Origin of the sequence: Aliihoeflea sp. (assembly GCF_052435475.1) — a bacterium.
Classification (GTDB): Bacteria; Pseudomonadota; Alphaproteobacteria; order Rhizobiales; family Rhizobiaceae; genus Aliihoeflea.
In genome coordinates this window covers 21,122-38,814 of sequence record NZ_JBQVMV010000013.1, presented here as the reverse complement: position 1 = coordinate 38,814, position 17,693 = coordinate 21,122, and the positions used below count along the sequence as shown (strand labels likewise).

The 17,693-nt window shown below is 66.2% G+C and carries 14 protein-coding genes; 1 reads left to right on the top strand and 13 read right to left on the bottom strand.

The annotated features are described in order from the left end of the window. Positions 1 to 86 precede the first annotated feature (86 nt). Positions 87 to 1,919: an aminopeptidase P family protein gene (locus ACT6QU_RS14350; protein WP_444564764.1), complete on the top strand. Its 1,833-nt coding sequence runs from the start codon at positions 87 to 89 to the stop codon at positions 1,917 to 1,919. On the opposite strand, the gene ACT6QU_RS14345 is transcribed toward ACT6QU_RS14350, so the two are convergent. From ACT6QU_RS14345 to murG, 13 genes are all read right to left on the bottom strand, one after another. After that, complete coding sequence (locus ACT6QU_RS14345) at positions 1,911 to 2,204, bottom strand: AzlD family protein (RefSeq protein WP_444564763.1); 294 nt, start codon at positions 2,202 to 2,204, stop codon at positions 1,911 to 1,913. The two genes, ACT6QU_RS14350 and ACT6QU_RS14345, sit on opposite strands and share 9 nt — an antisense overlap. Beyond that, positions 2,201 to 2,908 carry an AzlC family ABC transporter permease gene (locus ACT6QU_RS14340; protein ID WP_444564762.1) on the bottom strand — a complete coding sequence of 236 codons (708 nt, stop codon included), beginning with the start codon at positions 2,906 to 2,908 and terminating at the stop codon, positions 2,201 to 2,203. Before ACT6QU_RS14340 ends, ACT6QU_RS14345 begins: the two co-directional genes overlap by 4 nt. Before the next feature lie 306 nt (positions 2,909 to 3,214). Then, the gene (gene ligA / locus ACT6QU_RS14335; RefSeq protein ID WP_444564761.1) at positions 3,215 to 5,359 is read right to left on the bottom strand and encodes an NAD-dependent DNA ligase LigA; all 2,145 of its coding nucleotides are present in this window, start codon (positions 5,357 to 5,359) and stop codon (positions 3,215 to 3,217) included. A gap of 68 nt (positions 5,360 to 5,427) precedes the next feature. After that, positions 5,428 to 7,101: a DNA repair protein RecN gene (gene recN, locus ACT6QU_RS14330; RefSeq protein ID WP_444564760.1), complete on the bottom strand. Its 1,674-nt coding sequence runs from the start codon at positions 7,099 to 7,101 to the stop codon at positions 5,428 to 5,430. Between the two features lie 13 nt (positions 7,102 to 7,114). Beyond that, positions 7,115 to 7,993, bottom strand: coding sequence for an outer membrane protein assembly factor BamD (locus ACT6QU_RS14325; protein ID WP_024588692.1), 879 nt, complete (start codon positions 7,991 to 7,993; stop codon positions 7,115 to 7,117). Between the two features lie 127 nt (positions 7,994 to 8,120). Beyond that, positions 8,121 to 8,975, bottom strand: coding sequence for a UDP-3-O-acyl-N-acetylglucosamine deacetylase (gene lpxC / locus ACT6QU_RS14320; protein ID WP_444564759.1), 855 nt, complete (start codon positions 8,973 to 8,975; stop codon positions 8,121 to 8,123). A 114-nt stretch (positions 8,976 to 9,089) separates the two neighbouring features. Then, positions 9,090 to 10,778, bottom strand: a complete 1,689-nt coding sequence (ftsZ, locus tag ACT6QU_RS14315; RefSeq protein WP_444564758.1) for a cell division protein FtsZ — start codon at positions 10,776 to 10,778, stop codon at positions 9,090 to 9,092. Between the two features lie 71 nt (positions 10,779 to 10,849). Next, positions 10,850 to 12,160 carry a cell division protein FtsA gene (ftsA, locus tag ACT6QU_RS14310; protein ID WP_444564757.1) on the bottom strand — a complete coding sequence of 437 codons (1,311 nt, stop codon included), beginning with the start codon at positions 12,158 to 12,160 and terminating at the stop codon, positions 10,850 to 10,852. Continuing rightward, positions 12,157 to 13,065: a cell division protein FtsQ/DivIB gene (locus ACT6QU_RS14305; protein ID WP_444564756.1), complete on the bottom strand. Its 909-nt coding sequence runs from the start codon at positions 13,063 to 13,065 to the stop codon at positions 12,157 to 12,159. Before ACT6QU_RS14305 ends, ftsA begins: the two co-directional genes overlap by 4 nt. Further along, on the bottom strand, positions 13,053 to 13,979 hold the full coding sequence (locus ACT6QU_RS14300) for a D-alanine--D-alanine ligase (protein ID WP_444564782.1): 927 nt from the start codon (positions 13,977 to 13,979) through the stop codon (positions 13,053 to 13,055). The genes ACT6QU_RS14305 and ACT6QU_RS14300 overlap by 13 nt, the downstream gene beginning before the upstream one ends. Before the next feature lie 220 nt (positions 13,980 to 14,199). Then, positions 14,200 to 15,168 carry a UDP-N-acetylmuramate dehydrogenase gene (gene murB, locus ACT6QU_RS14295; RefSeq protein ID WP_444564755.1) on the bottom strand — a complete coding sequence of 323 codons (969 nt, stop codon included), beginning with the start codon at positions 15,166 to 15,168 and terminating at the stop codon, positions 14,200 to 14,202. Then, on the bottom strand, positions 15,165 to 16,577 hold the full coding sequence (gene murC / locus ACT6QU_RS14290; RefSeq protein WP_444564754.1) for a UDP-N-acetylmuramate--L-alanine ligase: 1,413 nt from the start codon (positions 16,575 to 16,577) through the stop codon (positions 15,165 to 15,167). The genes murB and murC overlap by 4 nt, the downstream gene beginning before the upstream one ends. Continuing rightward, positions 16,574 to 17,692 (bottom strand): undecaprenyldiphospho-muramoylpentapeptide beta-N-acetylglucosaminyltransferase, encoded by a 1,119-nt coding sequence (gene murG / locus ACT6QU_RS14285; protein WP_444564753.1) that lies wholly within the window; start codon positions 17,690 to 17,692, stop codon positions 16,574 to 16,576. Before murG ends, murC begins: the two co-directional genes overlap by 4 nt. Position 17,693 lies beyond the last annotated feature (1 nt).

Below are 17,693 nucleotides of genomic sequence, written 5' to 3'. Positions count from 1 at the left end.
GCATCAATTCGGCATGTCTTCGATCAGGGTTTCGCGGCTCCGTAGGGCGCGCTATGGATCGCCGAAACCAGCGATGCGAGTAGCTCATGTTCCAGACATTCGAAAGCCATGCCGATCCCGCCCACGGCAAGGAGCGCGTGCCGCTCTTGCGCGCCGAACTGGCGTCTCGCGGGGTTGACGGCTTTCTCGTGCCGCGCGCAGACGAGCATCAGGGTGAGTATGTCGCCGCGCGCTCCGACCGGCTGAAATGGCTGACGGGCTTCACGGGTTCGGCCGGCGCGGCGATCGTCTTGAGCGAGAGCGCAGCGATCTTCGTCGATGGACGCTACACGCTGCAGGTGCGCGACCAGACCGACGCCGGCATCTTTAGCTACGAAAGCCTCGTCGAAATGCCGCCGGCGAAATGGATCGAAAACAATGTGAAGGCAGGAACGCGGCTCGGTTTCGACCCGTGGCTTCACACGGTCGCCGAGACAAAAGCCCTGCGGAAAGCTTGTGAGAAGGCGGGCGGCGAGCTCGTTGCGCTGGACGGCAATCCCATCGACGCGATCTGGGCCGACCAGCCGGGTGCGCCCGTCGGCGAGGTCGCGATCCAGCCGGTCGGCTTTGCCGGCGAACTCGCCAAGGACAAGATCGTGCGCATCGGCAAGGCCGTTCGCGACGGCGGCGCGACGCATACGGTGGTGACCGACCCGTCGTCGATCGCCTGGCTGTTCAACATCCGTGGCGCCGATGTCGAGCACACGCCGCTGGCGCTCGCCTTCGCAGTCGTGCCCGCGGAAGGCCGCCCGTCGCTCTTCATCGACCCGGCCAAGCTCGGCATCGAGGCGAAGGCCTACCTGACGCAGCTTGCCGAACTGCACGCGCCGGCTGCGCTGGAGCCAGCGCTGCGCACGCTGGCGGCAGACGGAGCGACGTTCGGCCTCGATCCACAGCTTGCGGCCGAATGGCTGCGCGTGACGATCGAGGATGCGGGCGGGGCGACGAGCGACCTGCCCGACCCGGCCCGCTTGCCCCGCGCCTGCAAGAACGAGGCAGAACTGAACGGCTCGCGCGCCGCGCACAAGCGCGACGGCGTCGCAATGGCCCGGTTCCTCGCCTGGCTCGACGCGCAGCAGCCGGGCACGCTGGACGAGATCACGGTCGCAAGCCGCCTGGAATCCGCCCGCGCGAAAGCGGGTGAGGACGTGCAGATGCCGCTGCGCGACATCTCCTTCGACACGATCTCGGGCTCCGGCCCCAACGGCGCCATCATCCATTACCGCGTGACGACGAAGACGAACCGCAAGCTTGCAACCGGCGAACTCTACCTTGTCGATTCCGGCGGACAGTATCAGGACGGGACGACCGACATCACGCGAACCGTTGCCATCGGCACGCCGACCGAGGCCATGCGCTGGCACTATACGCTGGTGCTGAAAGGGCTGATCGCGGTCTCGACGCTGCGCTTTCCGGCCGGCACGCGCGGGCAGGACGTCGATCCCTTCGCGCGCCGCGCGCTGTGGCAGGCCGGGCTCGACTTCGCCCACGGCACCGGCCACGGCGTCGGCTCTTTCCTTGCCGTACACGAAGGCCCGCAACGCATCGCGCGGACGGGCACGCAGGCGCTGTTGCCAGGCATGATCCTGTCGAACGAACCGGGCTACTACCGTCCCGGCGAATACGGCATCCGTCTGGAGAACCTGATCGTGGTGGAAGATGCGGCGCAGATCGCGGGCGGCGAAATCGCCGTGCACGGCTTCGAGACGCTGACGCTGGCCCCGTTCGACCGGCGGCTCATCGACGTCACGCTTATGGAAAAGGCCGAGATCGACTGGCTCGACGCCTACCATGCGCGGGTGGCGAGCGAGCTTTCCGACCAGTTGGAAGACGACGTCAAAGCCTGGCTGGCAGCCGCTACTGCGCCGCTGTCACAGTAGATTGCGGCCGGCGATCAGCACGGCGGCGCCGACGACGAACATCGTCATCAGCCCGCTGCGCCAGCCGACGATGGCAGCGATGATCATGGCCGCGATCTCCGCCGGTCCGCCGTGATAGGCGGCGGGCGCGACGAGTGTCGTGAGCACGGCCGCAGGCACGGCATTGAGGCTGGCCTCGACGCGCGGATGGATACGGTCGAAACGTGACAGGACGAGATGTCCGCCGATGCGCGACAGATAGGTCAGCACCGCGCTTGCGAGGATGATCCAGGCGGTGGTCGTCATGCCGCATCCTCGCCATTGCCGTTTCCATTGACCGGCATGAAGGCGGCGAGCGCCATGCCGGCGATCGCGCCGACCGTGACGTGCCAAGGCGAGCCGATCGTCTCATAGGCGACGATGGAGGCGACCGCGCTGGTCAACACGATCGGCAGCCATAGCGGGCGCAGCCGGAACGACATGACGAGGCCGAGGAAGTAGATCGGCAGCAGGAAGTCGAGCCCGAGCGCATAGGTGTTCGGAATGAGACTGCCGAAACTCGCGCCGATCCACGCCTCGGCGACCCAAAAAATATAGATCGGCGTCGCCATGCCCATGAACCAGGCGAAGGTGACGTGCTCGCCATTTTCCGCCTTTCGCTCGGCCTCGGCATATTGCGGGTCGACGAGGAAGAAGAAGCCGAAGGCGCGCTGCGCTGGCGCCCAGTGCGGCACGCGCCGACCGACGGCGGCCGAATAGAGCACGTGGCGGAAATTGACCGCGAAGATCGAAAGCGCGATCAGCCACGGCGCGACCTTCTGCCCGAAAAGGTCCAGCCCCACCATCTGGCTCGCCCCGGCATAGACCGCTGCGCTCATCAACACCGCCTCGCCGACGGTAAAGCCGTTGTCGACAGCCAGCGCGCCGAATAGCAGCCCGAAGGGCGCCGACGACAGCACGACAGGCGGGCTCTTGCGCATGCCGCGCGCGAATTCTTGGGAGAAGGACATGGCGTCGTCTTAGGTCAGCATTGTTGCCCTGTCACATGAAAAGGCTTGAACCATGGGGGTTGGGTCGTAGGGCCATGGGGTGGTGGAGTTTTATTGCGGCGTTGCTTTGCAACGAGTCCTGGTTGGGACCCCCACCCCTTACCCCTCCCCACAAGGAGGAGGGGGGCATCCACGCCGCAAATGCTTTTCAGCTTGGAGCTTCGTTGAAAGGAACAACGCGGCGCTGACGGCCTCCCTCCCCCTTGTGGGGAGGGATAAAGGGTGGGGGTCACTTCAGAAAAGACCGGTTGCGCAGCAACTCCGCCTCTACCGGACCCGCGCGAACCACTCATCCTCGTCGATCACCTCGATACCCAAATCCGTCGCCTGCTTCAGCTTCGAACCCGCGCCCGGACCGGCGACGACGAGGTCAGTCTTCTTCGACACCGATCCCGCCACCTTGGCACCCAGACGCTCGGCCATGGCCTTGGCCTCGTCGCGCGACATCTTTTCGAGTGAGCCGGTGAAGACGACCGTCTTGCCCGTCACCGGCGAGGACACCGCCTGCGGAGCCTCCTCATCGAGCGGCGTCACCTCGGCCCGAAGCGCGTCGACCGCCTCGCGATTGTGCCTTTCCGCAAAGAACTCGACCAAGGCTTCCGCGACGACCGAACCGATACCGTTGACGCCAACGATCTCCTGCCATTCGGCGTTGCCGGGATCGCCCTTGCCTTCGGGCATCTTCGCCGCTTGCGCTGCCGCGCGCAGCGCGTCGAAGTTGAGGAAATGACGCGCGAGGCGCTTGGCGTTGGTCTCGCCGATATGGCGGATGCCGAGGCCGAAGAGGAAGCGCGAATGTTCGACGCGGCGGCGCTCGTCGATGGCGGCGTAGAGCTTCTTGACCGAAACCGTGCCGAAGCCATCGACATTTTCGAGCTTGGCGAGCGAATCTGCCTGCCGGGCCTTGAGCGTGAAGATTTCGGCCGGCGTCCTGATCTGGAATGCGGGGTCGGGGTGGTTGTAGAAGAACTCGATCTGCTTTTCGCCGAGCCCCTCGATGTCGAGCGCGTTGCGCGAGACGAAATGGCGGATGCGCTCGACCGCCTGAGCGGGACAGACGAGGCCGCCGGTGCAGCGGCGCACCGCCTCCCCTTCCTCGCGCACGGCATGGCTGCCGCAGGCGGGGCAGCGATCCGGGAAAACGTAGGGTTTCGCGCCGGCCGGGCGCTTTTCGGGCAGGATATCGAGGATCTGCGGGATGACGTCACCGGCGCGCTGGACGATGACCGTGTCGCCGACGCGGATGTCGCGGCCTTCGCGGATCGGCTGGCCATTATTGCCGATGCCTTTGATGTAATCTTCATTATGCAGCGTCGCATTGGTGACGACGACGCCGCCGACCGTGACCGGCTCGAGCCGCGCGACCGGCGTCAGCGCGCCGGTGCGGCCGACCTGGATGTCGATGGCCTCGAGCCGCGTCATCGCCTTTTCGGCCGGAAACTTGTGCGCGGTCGCCCAGCGCGGGCTGCGCGAGCGGAAGCCGAGGCGTTCCTGTAGCGCCAGGTCGTCGACCTTGTAGACGACGCCGTCGATGTCGTAGGGCAGGTCCGCGCGATTGGTCTCGATGGAGCGATAATGCGCGATCATCTCGTCCAGCGTCGTACAGCGCTGCATCAACGGATTGACCGGGAAGCCCCATGTGCCGAGCCGCGCGACGGCGTCGAACTGGGTGGCGGCGAGGTCTTCCGACGTCTCTCCCCAGGCATAGGCGAAGAAGCGCAAGGGCCGCGTCTTGGTGACGTTCGGGTCGATCTGGCGGAGCGAACCGGCAGCTGCGTTGCGCGGATTGGCGAAGACGCGGCCGCTTTCGGCCATGCGCGCGTTGAGCGCCATGAAATCCTCGCGCGCCATGTAGACCTCGCCGCGCACCTCAAGAACCTCCGGTGCATCCTTGATCCGATTCGGGATTTCCGAAATCGTCTGGATGTTGGCGGTGACGTTTTCACCGGTCGTGCCGTCGCCGCGCGTCGCGGCCGTGACGAGCTTGCCGTGCTCATAGCGCAGCGACATGGATAGGCCGTCGATCTTCGGCTCCGCGGTGAAAGCGAGTTCGTCGTCGGGTTTCAGCGACAGGAAGCGACGGACGGACTGCACGAAATCGATGACGTCGTCGTCGGAGAAGACGTTGTCGAGCGACAGCATCGGCCTAGAGTGGCGCACCGGCGTGAAGGCGCCGGCAGGTTCCGCGCCGACATTCAGCGACGGCGAATCCGCGCGCACGAGTTCGGGGAATCGCGCCTCGATGGCGGCGTTGCGCTGGCGCAGCGCGTCATACTCCGCGTCCGAAATCTCCGGCGCGTCCTTGCCGTGGTAGAGGGCGTCGTGACGGGCAATCTCGGCGGCGAGTTGCGTCAGCTCGTCCGACGCCTCGTCGGGTGTCAGATCATCGACGGTTTTCGGGGACTTCGCCATTGCAAGGATTCCGGTGGTCGCTTGGCGCGAACATAGCGGGATCGGCGGGCGGCTCAAGCCGCCAAACGTCAGGAGACGAGTGGCGTTTCGGAAAGCAGGCGCTTGGCGGCCGCGCGGGCTTCGTCGGTGATGGTCGCGCCGGCGAGCATGCGGGCGATTTCTTCCTGCCGCGCGCCGTGGTCCATGGCGGCGACGCGGGTCGCGACGCCTTCGGCGTTGCCGGACTTCGAGATGAGATAGTGCGTTGAGGCGCGGGCGGCGACCTGCGGCGCGTGGGTGACGGACAGCACCTGCACGCGCTGCGACAGACGCGCGAGCCGCGCGCCGATGGCATCCGCCACCGCGCCGCCCACGCCGGTGTCGATTTCATCGAAGACGAGGGTCGGGGCGGAGCCGCGATCGGCGAGCGCCACCTTCAGCGCCAAAAGGAAGCGGGAGAGTTCGCCGCCTGACGCGACCTTCATGATCGGACCGGCGCGGGTGCCAGGATTGGTGCGGACCCAGAATTCGACCTGGTCGATGCCCTGCTCGCGGCGATCTTCGGGATCGGCCTTGATCTCGACGATGAACTCGGCACGTTCGAGCTTCAGCGCCGGCAGTTCCTGCATCACCGCGCGAGCGAGATGATCGGCCGTGCCGGCGCGCAATTCGGAAAGATGCAGCGCCTTCTGGTCGTAGGCGTCGCGGGCCTCGCGCGCCTCCTTTTCCAGCGCCTGCAAGCGTTCCTCGCCCGCATCGAGGTCGGCGAGGTCGGCGAGCATCGTATCGCGCAGTTCGGCGAGGTCGTCGACGCTGACGGAGTGCTTGCGGGCGAGCGCGCGCAGCGCGAAGAGGCGTTCCTCGGCGCGTTCGAGCACCAGCGGGTCGAACTCGATGGCGCGCAGGGCCTCGTCGACGGCGGTTTGCGCGGCGTCGAGCGATATCAGCGCCTCGTCGAGCGGCTGAACGATCGGATCGATGACCGTTGGCGCTTCCTCGGCCTTTCGCTGGAGGCGGCGCAGGAGGCTTGCCAGTTGCGGCACGGCGGAGCCCTGCCCCGACAAAACGTCGAGCGCGTCGTTGATCTCGGTCGCGATCTTTTCGGAGCGCATCATGTCGGCGCGCTGCTCGGCGAGCTGCGTTTCCTCGCCGGGCTGCGGGTCGAGCTTGCCGAGTTCGTCGACCGAGGCGCGCAGATAGTCGGCCTCGCGGGCGGCGACCTCGACCTTGGCGCGGTGACGGGCGAGGAGGTTTTCGGTCTCGCGCCAGTGCCTGTGGGCGCGCGCGACGGAGAGCGCCTCGCCGACATGGCCGCCGAAGGCATCGAGCAGGTCGCGGTGGGCGGAAACGTCGACCAGCGCGCGGTCGTCGTGCTGGCCGTGGATTTCGACCAGCGCGCGACCGACTTCGCGCAGGAGCGTGACCGAGGCCGGCTGGTCGTTGATGAAGACACGGCTGCGCCCATCGCCGGTCTGGATGCGGCGCAGGATGATGTCACCCTCGTCCTCGACGCCGTTGTCACGCAGGAGATCCCGCGCCGAATGGCCGGCCGGCACGTCGAACACGGCCGTGACGTTGCCCTGCGCTGCGCCATGGCGTACCAGCGAGGCATCGCCGCGCGCGCCGAGCGCCAGCGAAAGCGAATCGAGGAGGATGGATTTGCCCGCGCCGGTCTCGCCCGTCAGGACGGAGAGGCCGGTGCGGAAGTCGATGTCGAGCCGCTCGATCAGAACGATATCGCGGATCGACAGATGGGCGAGCATTCAGGCGTTGCCGTCAGCTTCCGAGGATGGCCGCACTGGCGCGCGAAATCCACGAGCCGGCATTCTCGCGCGGCTCGAGGCCGCCCGACTGCAGGAGCGCGTAGGAATCCGCATACCACTGGCTGTCCGGATAGTTGTGGCCGAGAACGGCCGCGGCCGTCTGCGCCTCGGAGGCGAGGCCCATCGCGTAGTAAGCCTCGGTCAGGCGCGCGAGCGCTTCCTCGGAGTGACGGGTGTTGCCGTAGGTCTCGACGACGGTCCGAAAGCGCTTGACGGCGGCGACGTATTCGCGGCGCTCGAGATAGTAGCGGCCGACCTGCATCTCCTTGCCGGCAAGCTGGTCGCGGGCATAGCGGATCTTGGCGTTGGCATCCTCGACATATTCGGATTCGGGCCAGCGCTGGACGACCGCTTCCATCGCCTCGACGGTGCGGCGGGCATCGCTCTGGTCCTGCGTGACGTCCTTGATCTGGCGCCAGTAGGACAGGCCGACAATGTACTGCGCGTATGCCGCTTCCGGATCGCTCGGGTAGAGCTGGACGTAGCGCTGCGCGGCGTTGATGGCGTCCTGGTAGTTGCCCTGGCGATACTGGGTGAATGCACCCATGACCATCGAGCGGCGGGCATATTCGGAATAGGGATGCTGGCGGTCGACCGCCTCGAACTTCCTGGAAGCCTCGGTCAGCCGGCCCGCTTCGAGATTGGCGAGGCCCTGATTGTAGAGCGCATCGGGAGCCTCGACGCTCTCGACATAGCTGGCGAGGTTCATGTCGTCATCGGTGGACGCACAGGCCGAAAGCACCAGAGGCAGCGCGATCACCGGCGCCAGAAGAGCCAGTGATGTGGCGCGCCGTGTCGGGCGCTGCGAGCGTTCAATCGTAACGATGGGCATTGCCCCTCCGGCAGAAATCTTCATGGCAACAGGCCAGTCTTAGAGCATAACGCCCCGCTGGCAGCAACGCTATGCGGAGGCATTCGCGCAATTTTGTGGCAGGCTTGCCGCAATCCACAACGATGCGTCAGAGCCGCTCAAAGGCGTCCGGGCGCGCCAGAAGCGCAGCGAGCGCGGCAGCGTTCAGCTTGTGCCCGCCCCGGAACGAGCGATAGCAGCCGATGATGGCGACGCCGCCGATGGCGAGATCGCCGACGGCGTCGAGCGCCTTGTGGCGCACGAACTCATCGACAAAGCGCAGCCCGCCCGGATTGACGACGATGTCATCCTCGCCGATCACGACGGAGTTTTCCAGCGAGGAGCCGAGCGCGAGACCGGCGGCCCAGAGGCGTTCGACATCGCGCATGAAGCCGAAGGTGCGCGCCGGCGCGATCTCGCTGGCATAGGTTTCGGGTTCGAGATCGAATGCGATCTGCTGACGGCCGATGGCCGGCGATGGAAAGTCGATCTCGATCTCGAACCGCTGCCGTTCATACGGCACGAACTCGGCCCAGGCTGCGCCGTTCTCGACGCGGACCGGCGCAACGACGCGGATCGCTCCGACCGGCTGGTCCTGCTCGACGGTGCTGGCCGACTTGAACGCCATGACGAACTCGACCGCGCTGCCATCGAGGATCGGAACCTCGGTGCCGGAAATCGCGATCTCGACATTGTCGATACCCAACCCCGCGAGCGCGCTCATCAGATGCTCGACGGTCGAGACGTGGAAGCCGGCCGGGTCGCCGATCAGCGTGGAAAGGTCGGTCGAGGCAACCGTTTCCGGCCGAACCCGGATACGCCCCTCCCCCGACGAGTCGACGAAACATATGCCCGTCCCGGCTGCCGCCGGGCGCAGGTCGAGCCGCGCAGGCTTGCCGGAATGAACGCCGATGCCCTCGATCGCAAGGTCGCGGGCAAGCGTCGTCTGTCTTCGAAGGTTCATGTCACCATCCGCAATTTTGCGGCGGACCATAGCCGGATCGCCGGCGCGGACAAGGTGGCTGATGCGAAAGCGGGCCCGCAAGGGGCCCGCTCGAAGCTTTTCCGGATCGGACGATCAGTTCGCCTGACGGCGCAGGAAGGCCGGGATTTCGAGCTGGTCGTCTTCCTGGGCCTGGCGCGGCTGGACGGCAAGACGGCCGTGATCGTCGAGCTGGCCGCGGCGCGGCGCATACTGCTGTGCCTCCGGGCTCGGGGCGCGGCGCTGCTCAGGCTGCGGTGCAACCGGCTGGCGCAGCTTCGGCTCGCGCGGCTGGGCCGGCTGCAGACGTGCCGGCTCTTCCTCGCGGCGCGCCAGACCGTTGGTCAGGCGCTTCAGGAGACCCATCGGACCGCGATCCTCATGGGCAGCTTCCGGCGCGCGGGTCAGTTCGGCCTGCACGATCGGCGGGAAGTCCTCGACGCGCGGCATGCGCGGCTGGACGGGCGCCTGCGCGACCGGCTGCTGCGCGGGCTGCGGTGCGATCTGCTGGACGGGAGCCGGGGCCATCTGCTGGACCGGAGCCTCGACCTGGCGAACCGGCTCGGCGAAGAGGCGGCTTTGCGGACGGAACTCCTCCTGCGGCGCGGCAGGGCGGAGCTGGGCGGCTTCGGCATCGGCCTGGCGGATCGCCTCGGCGACCGGATCGACCGGCGCAACGGCCTGCATGGGCTGCTGTTCCACGGCACGCGGGGCGGCCGGGCGCAATTCGGCGGCAGGGGCTGCCTGCGGCTGCGGTGCACGCTCGACGGGCTTTGCCATCGGACGGTTCATGATCGGCGGGGCCGAGATGTCGGCGGACGCTTTGTCGATGCCGGTCGCCACGACCGACACGCGGATGACGCCTTCCAGTTCCTCGTCGAAGGTCGCGCCGAGGATGATGTTGGCGTCCGAATCGACTTCCTCGCGGATGCGGGTCGCCGCTTCGTCGACTTCGAAGAGGGTCAGGTCACGGCCGCCGGTGATCGAGATCAGGAGGCCCTTGGCGCCCTTCATCGACGTCTCGTCGAGGAGCGGGTTGGCGATCGCAGCTTCAGCGGCGGCCTGCGCGCGGCCTTCGCCCGAAGCTTCGCCGGTGCCCATCATCGCCTTGCCCATCTCGCGCATGACCGAACGGACGTCGGCGAAGTCGAGATTGATGAGGCCTTCCTTGACCATCAGGTCGGTGATGCAGGCAACGCCCGAATAGAGCACCTGGTCGGCCATCGCGAAGGCGTCGGCGAAGGTGGTCTTGTCATTGGCGATCCGGAACAGGTTCTGGTTCGGAATGACGATCAGCGTGTCGACGCACTTCTGCAGCTCTTCGATACCGAGATCGGCCGTGCGCATGCGGCGCTGGCCCTCGAAATGGAACGGCTTGGTCACGACGCCGACGGTCAGGATGCCCTTTTCGCGCGCTGCGCGGGCGACGACCGGTGCCGCACCCGTACCCGTGCCGCCGCCCATGCCTGCGGTTACGAAGCACATGTGGGTGTTCGACAGATGGTCGAGGATTTCGTCGATGCACTCCTCGGCGGCCGCGCGGCCGACTTCAGGCTGCGAACCGGCGCCGAGGCCCTCGGTCACGTTGGCGCCGAGCTGGATGAGGCGCTCGGCCTTGGTCATCGTCAGCGCCTGCGCATCGGTGTTCGCCACGACGAACTCGACGCCGCGCAGTCCGGCCGTGATCATGTTGTTGACCGCATTGCCACCGCCGCCGCCGACACCGAACACGGTGATTCGCGGCTTCAATTCGGTGATGTCCGGCTTTTGCAGATTGATTGTCATTTCCGTCGTCCTTTTTCGCCTGTCCTGCCGCGTCGCCGCTGCGGCCGCCGTGGGTCAAAACCCCGTCAAACTCAAAAACTATCCCGTAACCACTGGCTCACTCGTTGGAATCGCCCGCCCGTCCCGGTGGCCTGCCAGCGCAGTCCGCCACCCCGTTTTAGCTGGCTTTCCAGTTCCGAAACTTGCGGGTAGATCAAAAGGCCCGCAGAAGTTGAAAATGCCGGCCCCTTGGCCGCTTCCGGCAGACCGCTGACACCCAGCGGCCGCCCGAGCCGCACATTGCGGCCCAGAACCCGGCGCGCCGCCTCGGCCATGCCGGTCAACTGGCTCGCGCCGCCCGTCATCACGACCCTCTTGCCGACCACGTTGCCGTAGCCAGACTTGTTGAGACGGTCGCGGACGATCTCCAGCGTCTCCTCGACGCGGGCGCGAATGATTCGGTTCATCACGGAGCGGGACACCTGCAGCGGCACCTCGCCGTCCTCGCCCATCGGGTTGATGGTGACGATATCGCGGTCGTCGCCGCCCACAGTGAGCGCCGAGCCGTGCATGACCTTGAGACGTTCCGAGTGCGAGAGCCGCGTGGAAAGGCCCTTGGCAAGGTCCATGGTGACATGCGTTCCGCCGATCGGCATCGCATCGACATGGACCAGCTTGCCGTCGGAGAAGATCGCCAGCGTCGTCGTGCCGCCCCCCATGTCGATGCAGGCCGCGCCCATCTCCATCTCGTCCTCGACCAGCGAGGCGAGGCCCGAGGCGAAGGGGGTGGCGACGAAGCGCTCGACCGACAGATGCGAGCGGTTGATGCAAAGCTCGAGATTGCGCAGCGGCGCGGCATCGGCGGTCAGGACGTGCATGTCGACGCCGAGCGTGTCGCCGACCATGCCGCGCGGATCGCGCACGCCGCGCTCCGCATCGAGCGAGAAGCCGATCGGCATCGAATGGACGACCTCGCGCTCGGCGCGCTGCACCTGCTTGGCGCCGGCGGAAAGAACCCGGGTGATGTCGCTCTCGTCGGCCTCGTGACCGCCGAGATTGACGGTGGCGCTGAAGACGCGGCTTTTCAGACGGCCGGCGGATGTGTTGACGATCAGCGAATCGACGGTGAGGCCCGCCATGCGTTCAGCGGCATCGACGGCGAGCCGGATCGCCTGCTCGGCGCGGTCGAGATCGACGATGACGCCGGACTTGATGCCGAGCGACTTCTGGTGGCCGATGCCGAGAACGCGCGCCTGATGCGTGCGGCCGGGCAGCATGTCGCTCTGTTCGCGCGGCTGCAGCTTGGCGATGATGCAGCACACCTTGCTCGAACCGACGTCGAGAACGGTGACGATCCCGGACCGCTTGGCCTGCGTGGCCTTGCCCGAAGACAACCAGCTCATGTGCGCTTCTCCGGGACGTATTTCTTGCCGAGCCGCTCCTTGAGCATGGCCTGGCGCTGTTCCATCGCAGCTTCGGTGAGCTGGAGGACCATGCGGCCGGAAAGGCGCATGTCGACCACGCTCACGTCGCGCGAGAAGAGTTCCTGCTCGCGGTCGGCCGCGATGACGGCAGCGAGCGCAGTCTCGTAATCCGTTGCCGGCAGCTTGACGGTCGTGCCGTTGCGAAGGCGCAAATCCCAGCGCCGGTCGGCGACACGGATATAGGCGCGCGTCTTCGAGGCGAGCTCGGGATAGGCGGCCATCGTCTTCAAGAACGCCGCCGCATGATCCTCGGCGCCGCGGCCGACGATGACCGGGAGTTCGGCATGCTGGCTGCGCGCCAGAGGCGTGATGACGCGGCCGTCTTCCTCGATCACCCAGAGGCGGCTGCCCTGCTGCCAGACGGCGAACGGAACGCGCTCGACGAGCGTGACGGCGAGCGTTGCGGGATAGACCTTCTGAACGTCGACGCTTTCGACCCAGGGAAGCTGTGCGATCCGCCCGCGCGCCTCGGCGGCGCTGAAGCCGATCAGCGAGGTGAAGCCGTCGAGCCCGACCGACTGGAAGATGTCGATCTCGGACGTGAAGCGGTTGCCGACGATCTCGATGTCCTCGATGGCAAACCCGGTGCGTGCGGTGATCGACTGGACGACGCCGGGCATATGGCCACCGACGACGGTTCCGTAGACCACGGACGAGCCGATCAGGAGCGCGCTCGCCATCAATGCGGCGAAGCGCGGCGGCTCGACCTCGCCGGAAGTCCAGCGATGCAGATGGCGTGCGGGGCGGCGCAGAAGGCGTGGCAAAACGAACGCATCACGCGCCGACCATGTCGACCGTCCGGTTCGATTTCCTAGCGCAGACACGATGCGTCCTCCACCATCCAACTCAACAATTCCCCAAAGCGATGGCCGGCATGCTCGGCCAGTTCGGGCACAAGGGACGTCGGCGTCATGCCTGGCTGCGTGTTCACCTCCAGCCAGATGATCTCGCCATTTTCAGAATGGCGATCGTCGTAGCGGAAGTCAGATCGGGAGACGCCCCGGCAGCCGATTGCCTGATGTGCCTTGAGCGCGAGTGTCTGTATTTTTTGGTAAATATTCGGTGAAAGTTTTGCCGGGCATTCGTGTTTTGAGCCGCCGGCAGCGTATTTCGAATCGTAATCGTAGAAGGAATGGCCGACCGGGATAATCTCGGTCACGCCAAGCGCGACATCACCCATGACGGCGCAGGTCAATTCGCGCCCATGCACGAATCGCTCAACCATCACCGTGTCGCCGTAACGCCATTCGGACGAGCCGATGACCTGCGGCGGATGCGCCTGATCTTCCTGGACGATGACGACACCGAAGCTCGACCCCTCATTGACCGGCTTGACCACATAGGGCGGCTTCATCGGATGTTCGCGGCCGATCGAATGGCGGTTCATGACGCGGGATTCGGCGACCGGAATGCCCGCCGCCTTGGCAACGCGCTTGGCCTGCTCCTTGTTCATCGCAAGGGCAGACGCCAGCACGCCGGAATGGGTGTAGGGGATTTCGAGATATTCGAGGATGCCCTGAATGGTGCCGTCCTCGCCGAACGGGCCATGCAGCGCATTGAACGCGACGTCGGGCCGAAGATCGGCGAGCACGGAAGCGACATTGCGATCGACGTCGATGCGCGTGACGCGGTAGCCCTCGGCCTCCAGCGCATCGGCACACGGATTCCCGGAGGCAAGAGACACCGGCCGCTCGGAGGAAAATCCTCCCATCAAGACGGCAACGTGCTTTTGTACCATACCCGGAATTCCCCTCTTCCGTCGGATCGAATCTGTGCTGACCAAACCCCCGTGAATCCGCAATCGGCAGACACAAATCGCCTGCCGTCCCCTCACGCTTCATGCGTGGCCGACTCAAATCAGATAACGCCGCAAGACCAAGGAATCAGATCGCGGATTCCGTGGCAAGGGCTTCGGATTCAGGGAAGATTATTTTTTATGAACCGTTGTGATCGTGCATTCAGGAAACGGGCGCGGAACCGGCGAACGGCTCGACCTCGTGACCGGGTTTCGCGACGCCCAGACGCTTGATTTCCCATTCGAGCACGATGCCCGAATTCGCCGCGACGCGCGCGCGGACGGTCTCGCCGAGAAGTTCCAGATCATGCGCCGACGCATTGCCGGTGTTGATCATGAAATTGCAGTGGAGCGGCGACATCTGCGCGCCGCCGATCATCAACCCGCGACAGCCCGCCTTGTCGATCTCCTTCCAGGCAGAGCTGCCCTCGGGATTCTTGAAGGTCGAGCCGCCGGTCTTTTCCTTGACGGGCTGCACCGTCTCGCGGTGATGCTGGACCTCGTCCATCGCCTTCTGGATCGAAGCAGCGTCTTCGCGAAAGCCTTCGAGAAGCGCGCCGGTGAAGATCAGGTCGGGCGAAGCGGCCGAATGGCGATAGGCATAGCGCATGTCGGTATTGGACAGGACATGCCGGTTGCCCGCCCGGTCGATCGCATAGACGTCAACGACGCGCTCGCGCGTCTCGGTGCCGTTGGCACCGGCATTCATGCGCAGCGCGCCGCCGATGGCACCCGGAATGCCATGGTAGAAGGCGAAGCCGCCGATCCCCGCGTCGAGCGCTGCGGCCGCGACGCGCTTGTCCGGCGCGGCCGCGCCGGCGCGGATGCGCGTTTCGTCGAGCACCTCGACCTGGCCAAAGCCTTTCGCCGAGAGGCGGATGACGACACCGGGAATGCCGCCATCGCGCACGAGAAGGTTGGAGCCGATGCCGACGACGAGGACCGGTACGTCAGCGGGCAAGAGCTTCAGGACGGCGGCAAGGTCGTCCTCGTCGGCCGGCTGGAACAGGAGTTCGGCCGGTCCGCCGACGCGAAACCAGGTGATAGCCTCCATCGGTGCGTTCGCCGTCAGCCGGCCGCGTATGGCGGAAAGGTCGCCGAGCCGCGCGAGAAGCGCGTTGCCGTCGATCATGCGGCCGCCTCGAGCGAGCCGAGATCCTTCGGCAGGGCGTAGGCCCATTGCGTGATGTTGCCGGCGCCGAGGAAGACGACGAAATCGCCGGGCTGCACGAGCGACTGGATAGCCGGCGCGATCGCATCGGGCCCCTCCAGAAGGCGCGCATCGCGGTGGCCGCCGGCGCGGATCTGCGACACCAGCGTCTCGGCACTGACGCCCTCGATCGGCTCCTCGCCGGCCGCATATACCGGAGCGATGAAGACCGTGTCGGCATCGTTGAAGCAAGAGGCGAAATCGTCGAAGAGGTCTCGCAGGCGCGTGAAGCGGTGCGGCTGTGCGATCGCCACGATGCGGCCCTGGCAGGCCTCGCGCGCGGCGCGCAGCACGGCTTTGATCTCGACCGGGTGGTGGCCGTAATCATCGAAGATATGGGCGCCGTTCCATTCGCCCGTCAGCGTGAAGCGGCGCTTGACGCCGCCGAAGGCCGACAGGCCCTTGCGGATCGCATCGGCGCCGAGACCGAGTTCGTGTGCGACGGCGATGGCCGCGGTGGCGTTGGAAACGTTGTGACGGCCCGGCATCGGCAGGCGAAGGCCTTCGATCGTCAGCGTCGCGTCGCGCTTGCGGTTGCGGATCATCACATCGAAGATCGACGACGCGCCGTCCATGCGGTGATTGGAAAAGCGCACGTCGGCCTGCGGGTTCTCGCCATAGGTGATGACGCGGCGGTCCTCGATGCGGGCGACGAGCTGCTGCACTTCCGGGTGGTCGATGCACATCACGCCGAAGCCGTAGAAGGGCACGTTCTCGACGAACTGACGGAACGCCTCGCGCACCTTCTCGAACGAGCCGTAATGATCGAGATGTTCGGGATCGATATTGGTGACGACCGCGATCTCGGCCGGCAGCTTCAGGAAAGTGCCGTCGCTCTCGTCGGCCTCCACCACCATCCACTCGCCCTCGCCCATACGGGCGTTGGTTCCGTAGGCGTTGATGATGCCGCCATTGATGACGGTCGGGTCGAGCCCGCCGGCGTCGAGCAGCGTCGCGACCATCGAGGTCGTCGTCGTCTTGCCATGCGTGCCGCCGATGGCGACGGCCTGGCGAAAGCGCATCAGTTCGGCGAGCATTTCGGCCCGGCGCACGATCGGCAACAGCTTCTCACGTGCAGCGGCGAGTTCGGGATTGGATTTCTTGATCGCGGTCGAAACGACCACGACCTCGGCCTGGCCAAGATTTTCGGCCCGGTGGCCGACGAAGCACTCGATGCCCTTTTCGCGCAGGCGCTGGACGTTGGCGCTTTCCGACTGGTCGGAGCCCTGAACCTTGTAGCCCAGATTGTGCAGCACCTCTGCGATGCCGCTCATGCCGATGCCGCCGATGCCGATGAAATGCACCACGCCGATTGTCTGCGGCATTTTCATGGGGTGCCTCCTTCGCTGAATTGCGTGACTGTCTTGCCCGCGGCAATAGCCTCCGCGAGGTCGGCAAGCAATGTCGCCGCATTGGGTTTGCCGACAGAACGCGCCGACTGCGCCATTTTGGCGGCGCGGTCGGGGTCGTTCATGAAGCCTTCGACAAGTTCGGCGAGCCGTTCGGGCGAAAGCCCCGACTGCGGCTCGACCAGTGCGCCGCCGGCAGCGGCAAGCGCGGCGGCGTTGGCGGCCTGGTCGTGATCGAGCGCGTGGGGGTAGGGAACGAGGATCGACGGACGGCCGATGACCGCGAGTTCCGAAACGGTCGACGCGCCGGAGCGCGAGATGACGAGCTGGGCCGACGCGATGCGTTTCGCCATGTCCTTGAAGAAGGGCGAGACCTCCGCCTCGATGCCGAGGTCGGCATAGGCCGCCTTGACCGAAGCCTCGTCGTCGGCGCGCGCCTGTTGGGTCACCTTCAGCCTCGTGCGCAATTCGGCAGGCAGCGCGCGGATCGCCTCGGGCAACGCGCTGGAGAAGAACTGCGCGCCCTGGCTGCCGCCGAAAACGAGGAGGTGAAACGGATCGCCGTCGCGCGACACCGTGTAGGGCGTCGCGGATGCCTCGATGACCGACGGCCGCACCGGATTGCCGGTGACGACGATGCGGCTGTCCTTGCCCGCTTCGAGGAAGCCGCCGGCGATCGCCTTGGCGCGGGTGGCGAGCGCCTTGTTGGCGCGGCCCATGACGGCGTTCTGCTCGTGAAGCATCGTCGGCACGCCGCGCCGCGTCGCGGCATAGAGCGGCGGCAGAGTCGGATAGCCGCCGAAGCCGATGACGACCTTCGGCCGGATGGTCTCGATGATCTTCGAGGCCTGCCGCACACCCGACCACAGCGCCCAGAAGGTGCGGGCGAGCGCGATCGGATTCTTCGAGCCGATCGTCGCCGAATGGACCGGATGGACCTTGGCGGCAGGGAAGTCGCCGGCGAAGCGCCCTGCCCGGTCGTCGGTGGCGAGATGGACCAGCCAGCCGCGCGCGATCAGTTCGTGCGCCAGCGCCTCGGCGGGGAAGAGATGCCCTCCCGTGCCGCCCGCCGACAGAAGCATCAGTCCCTTGGTCATG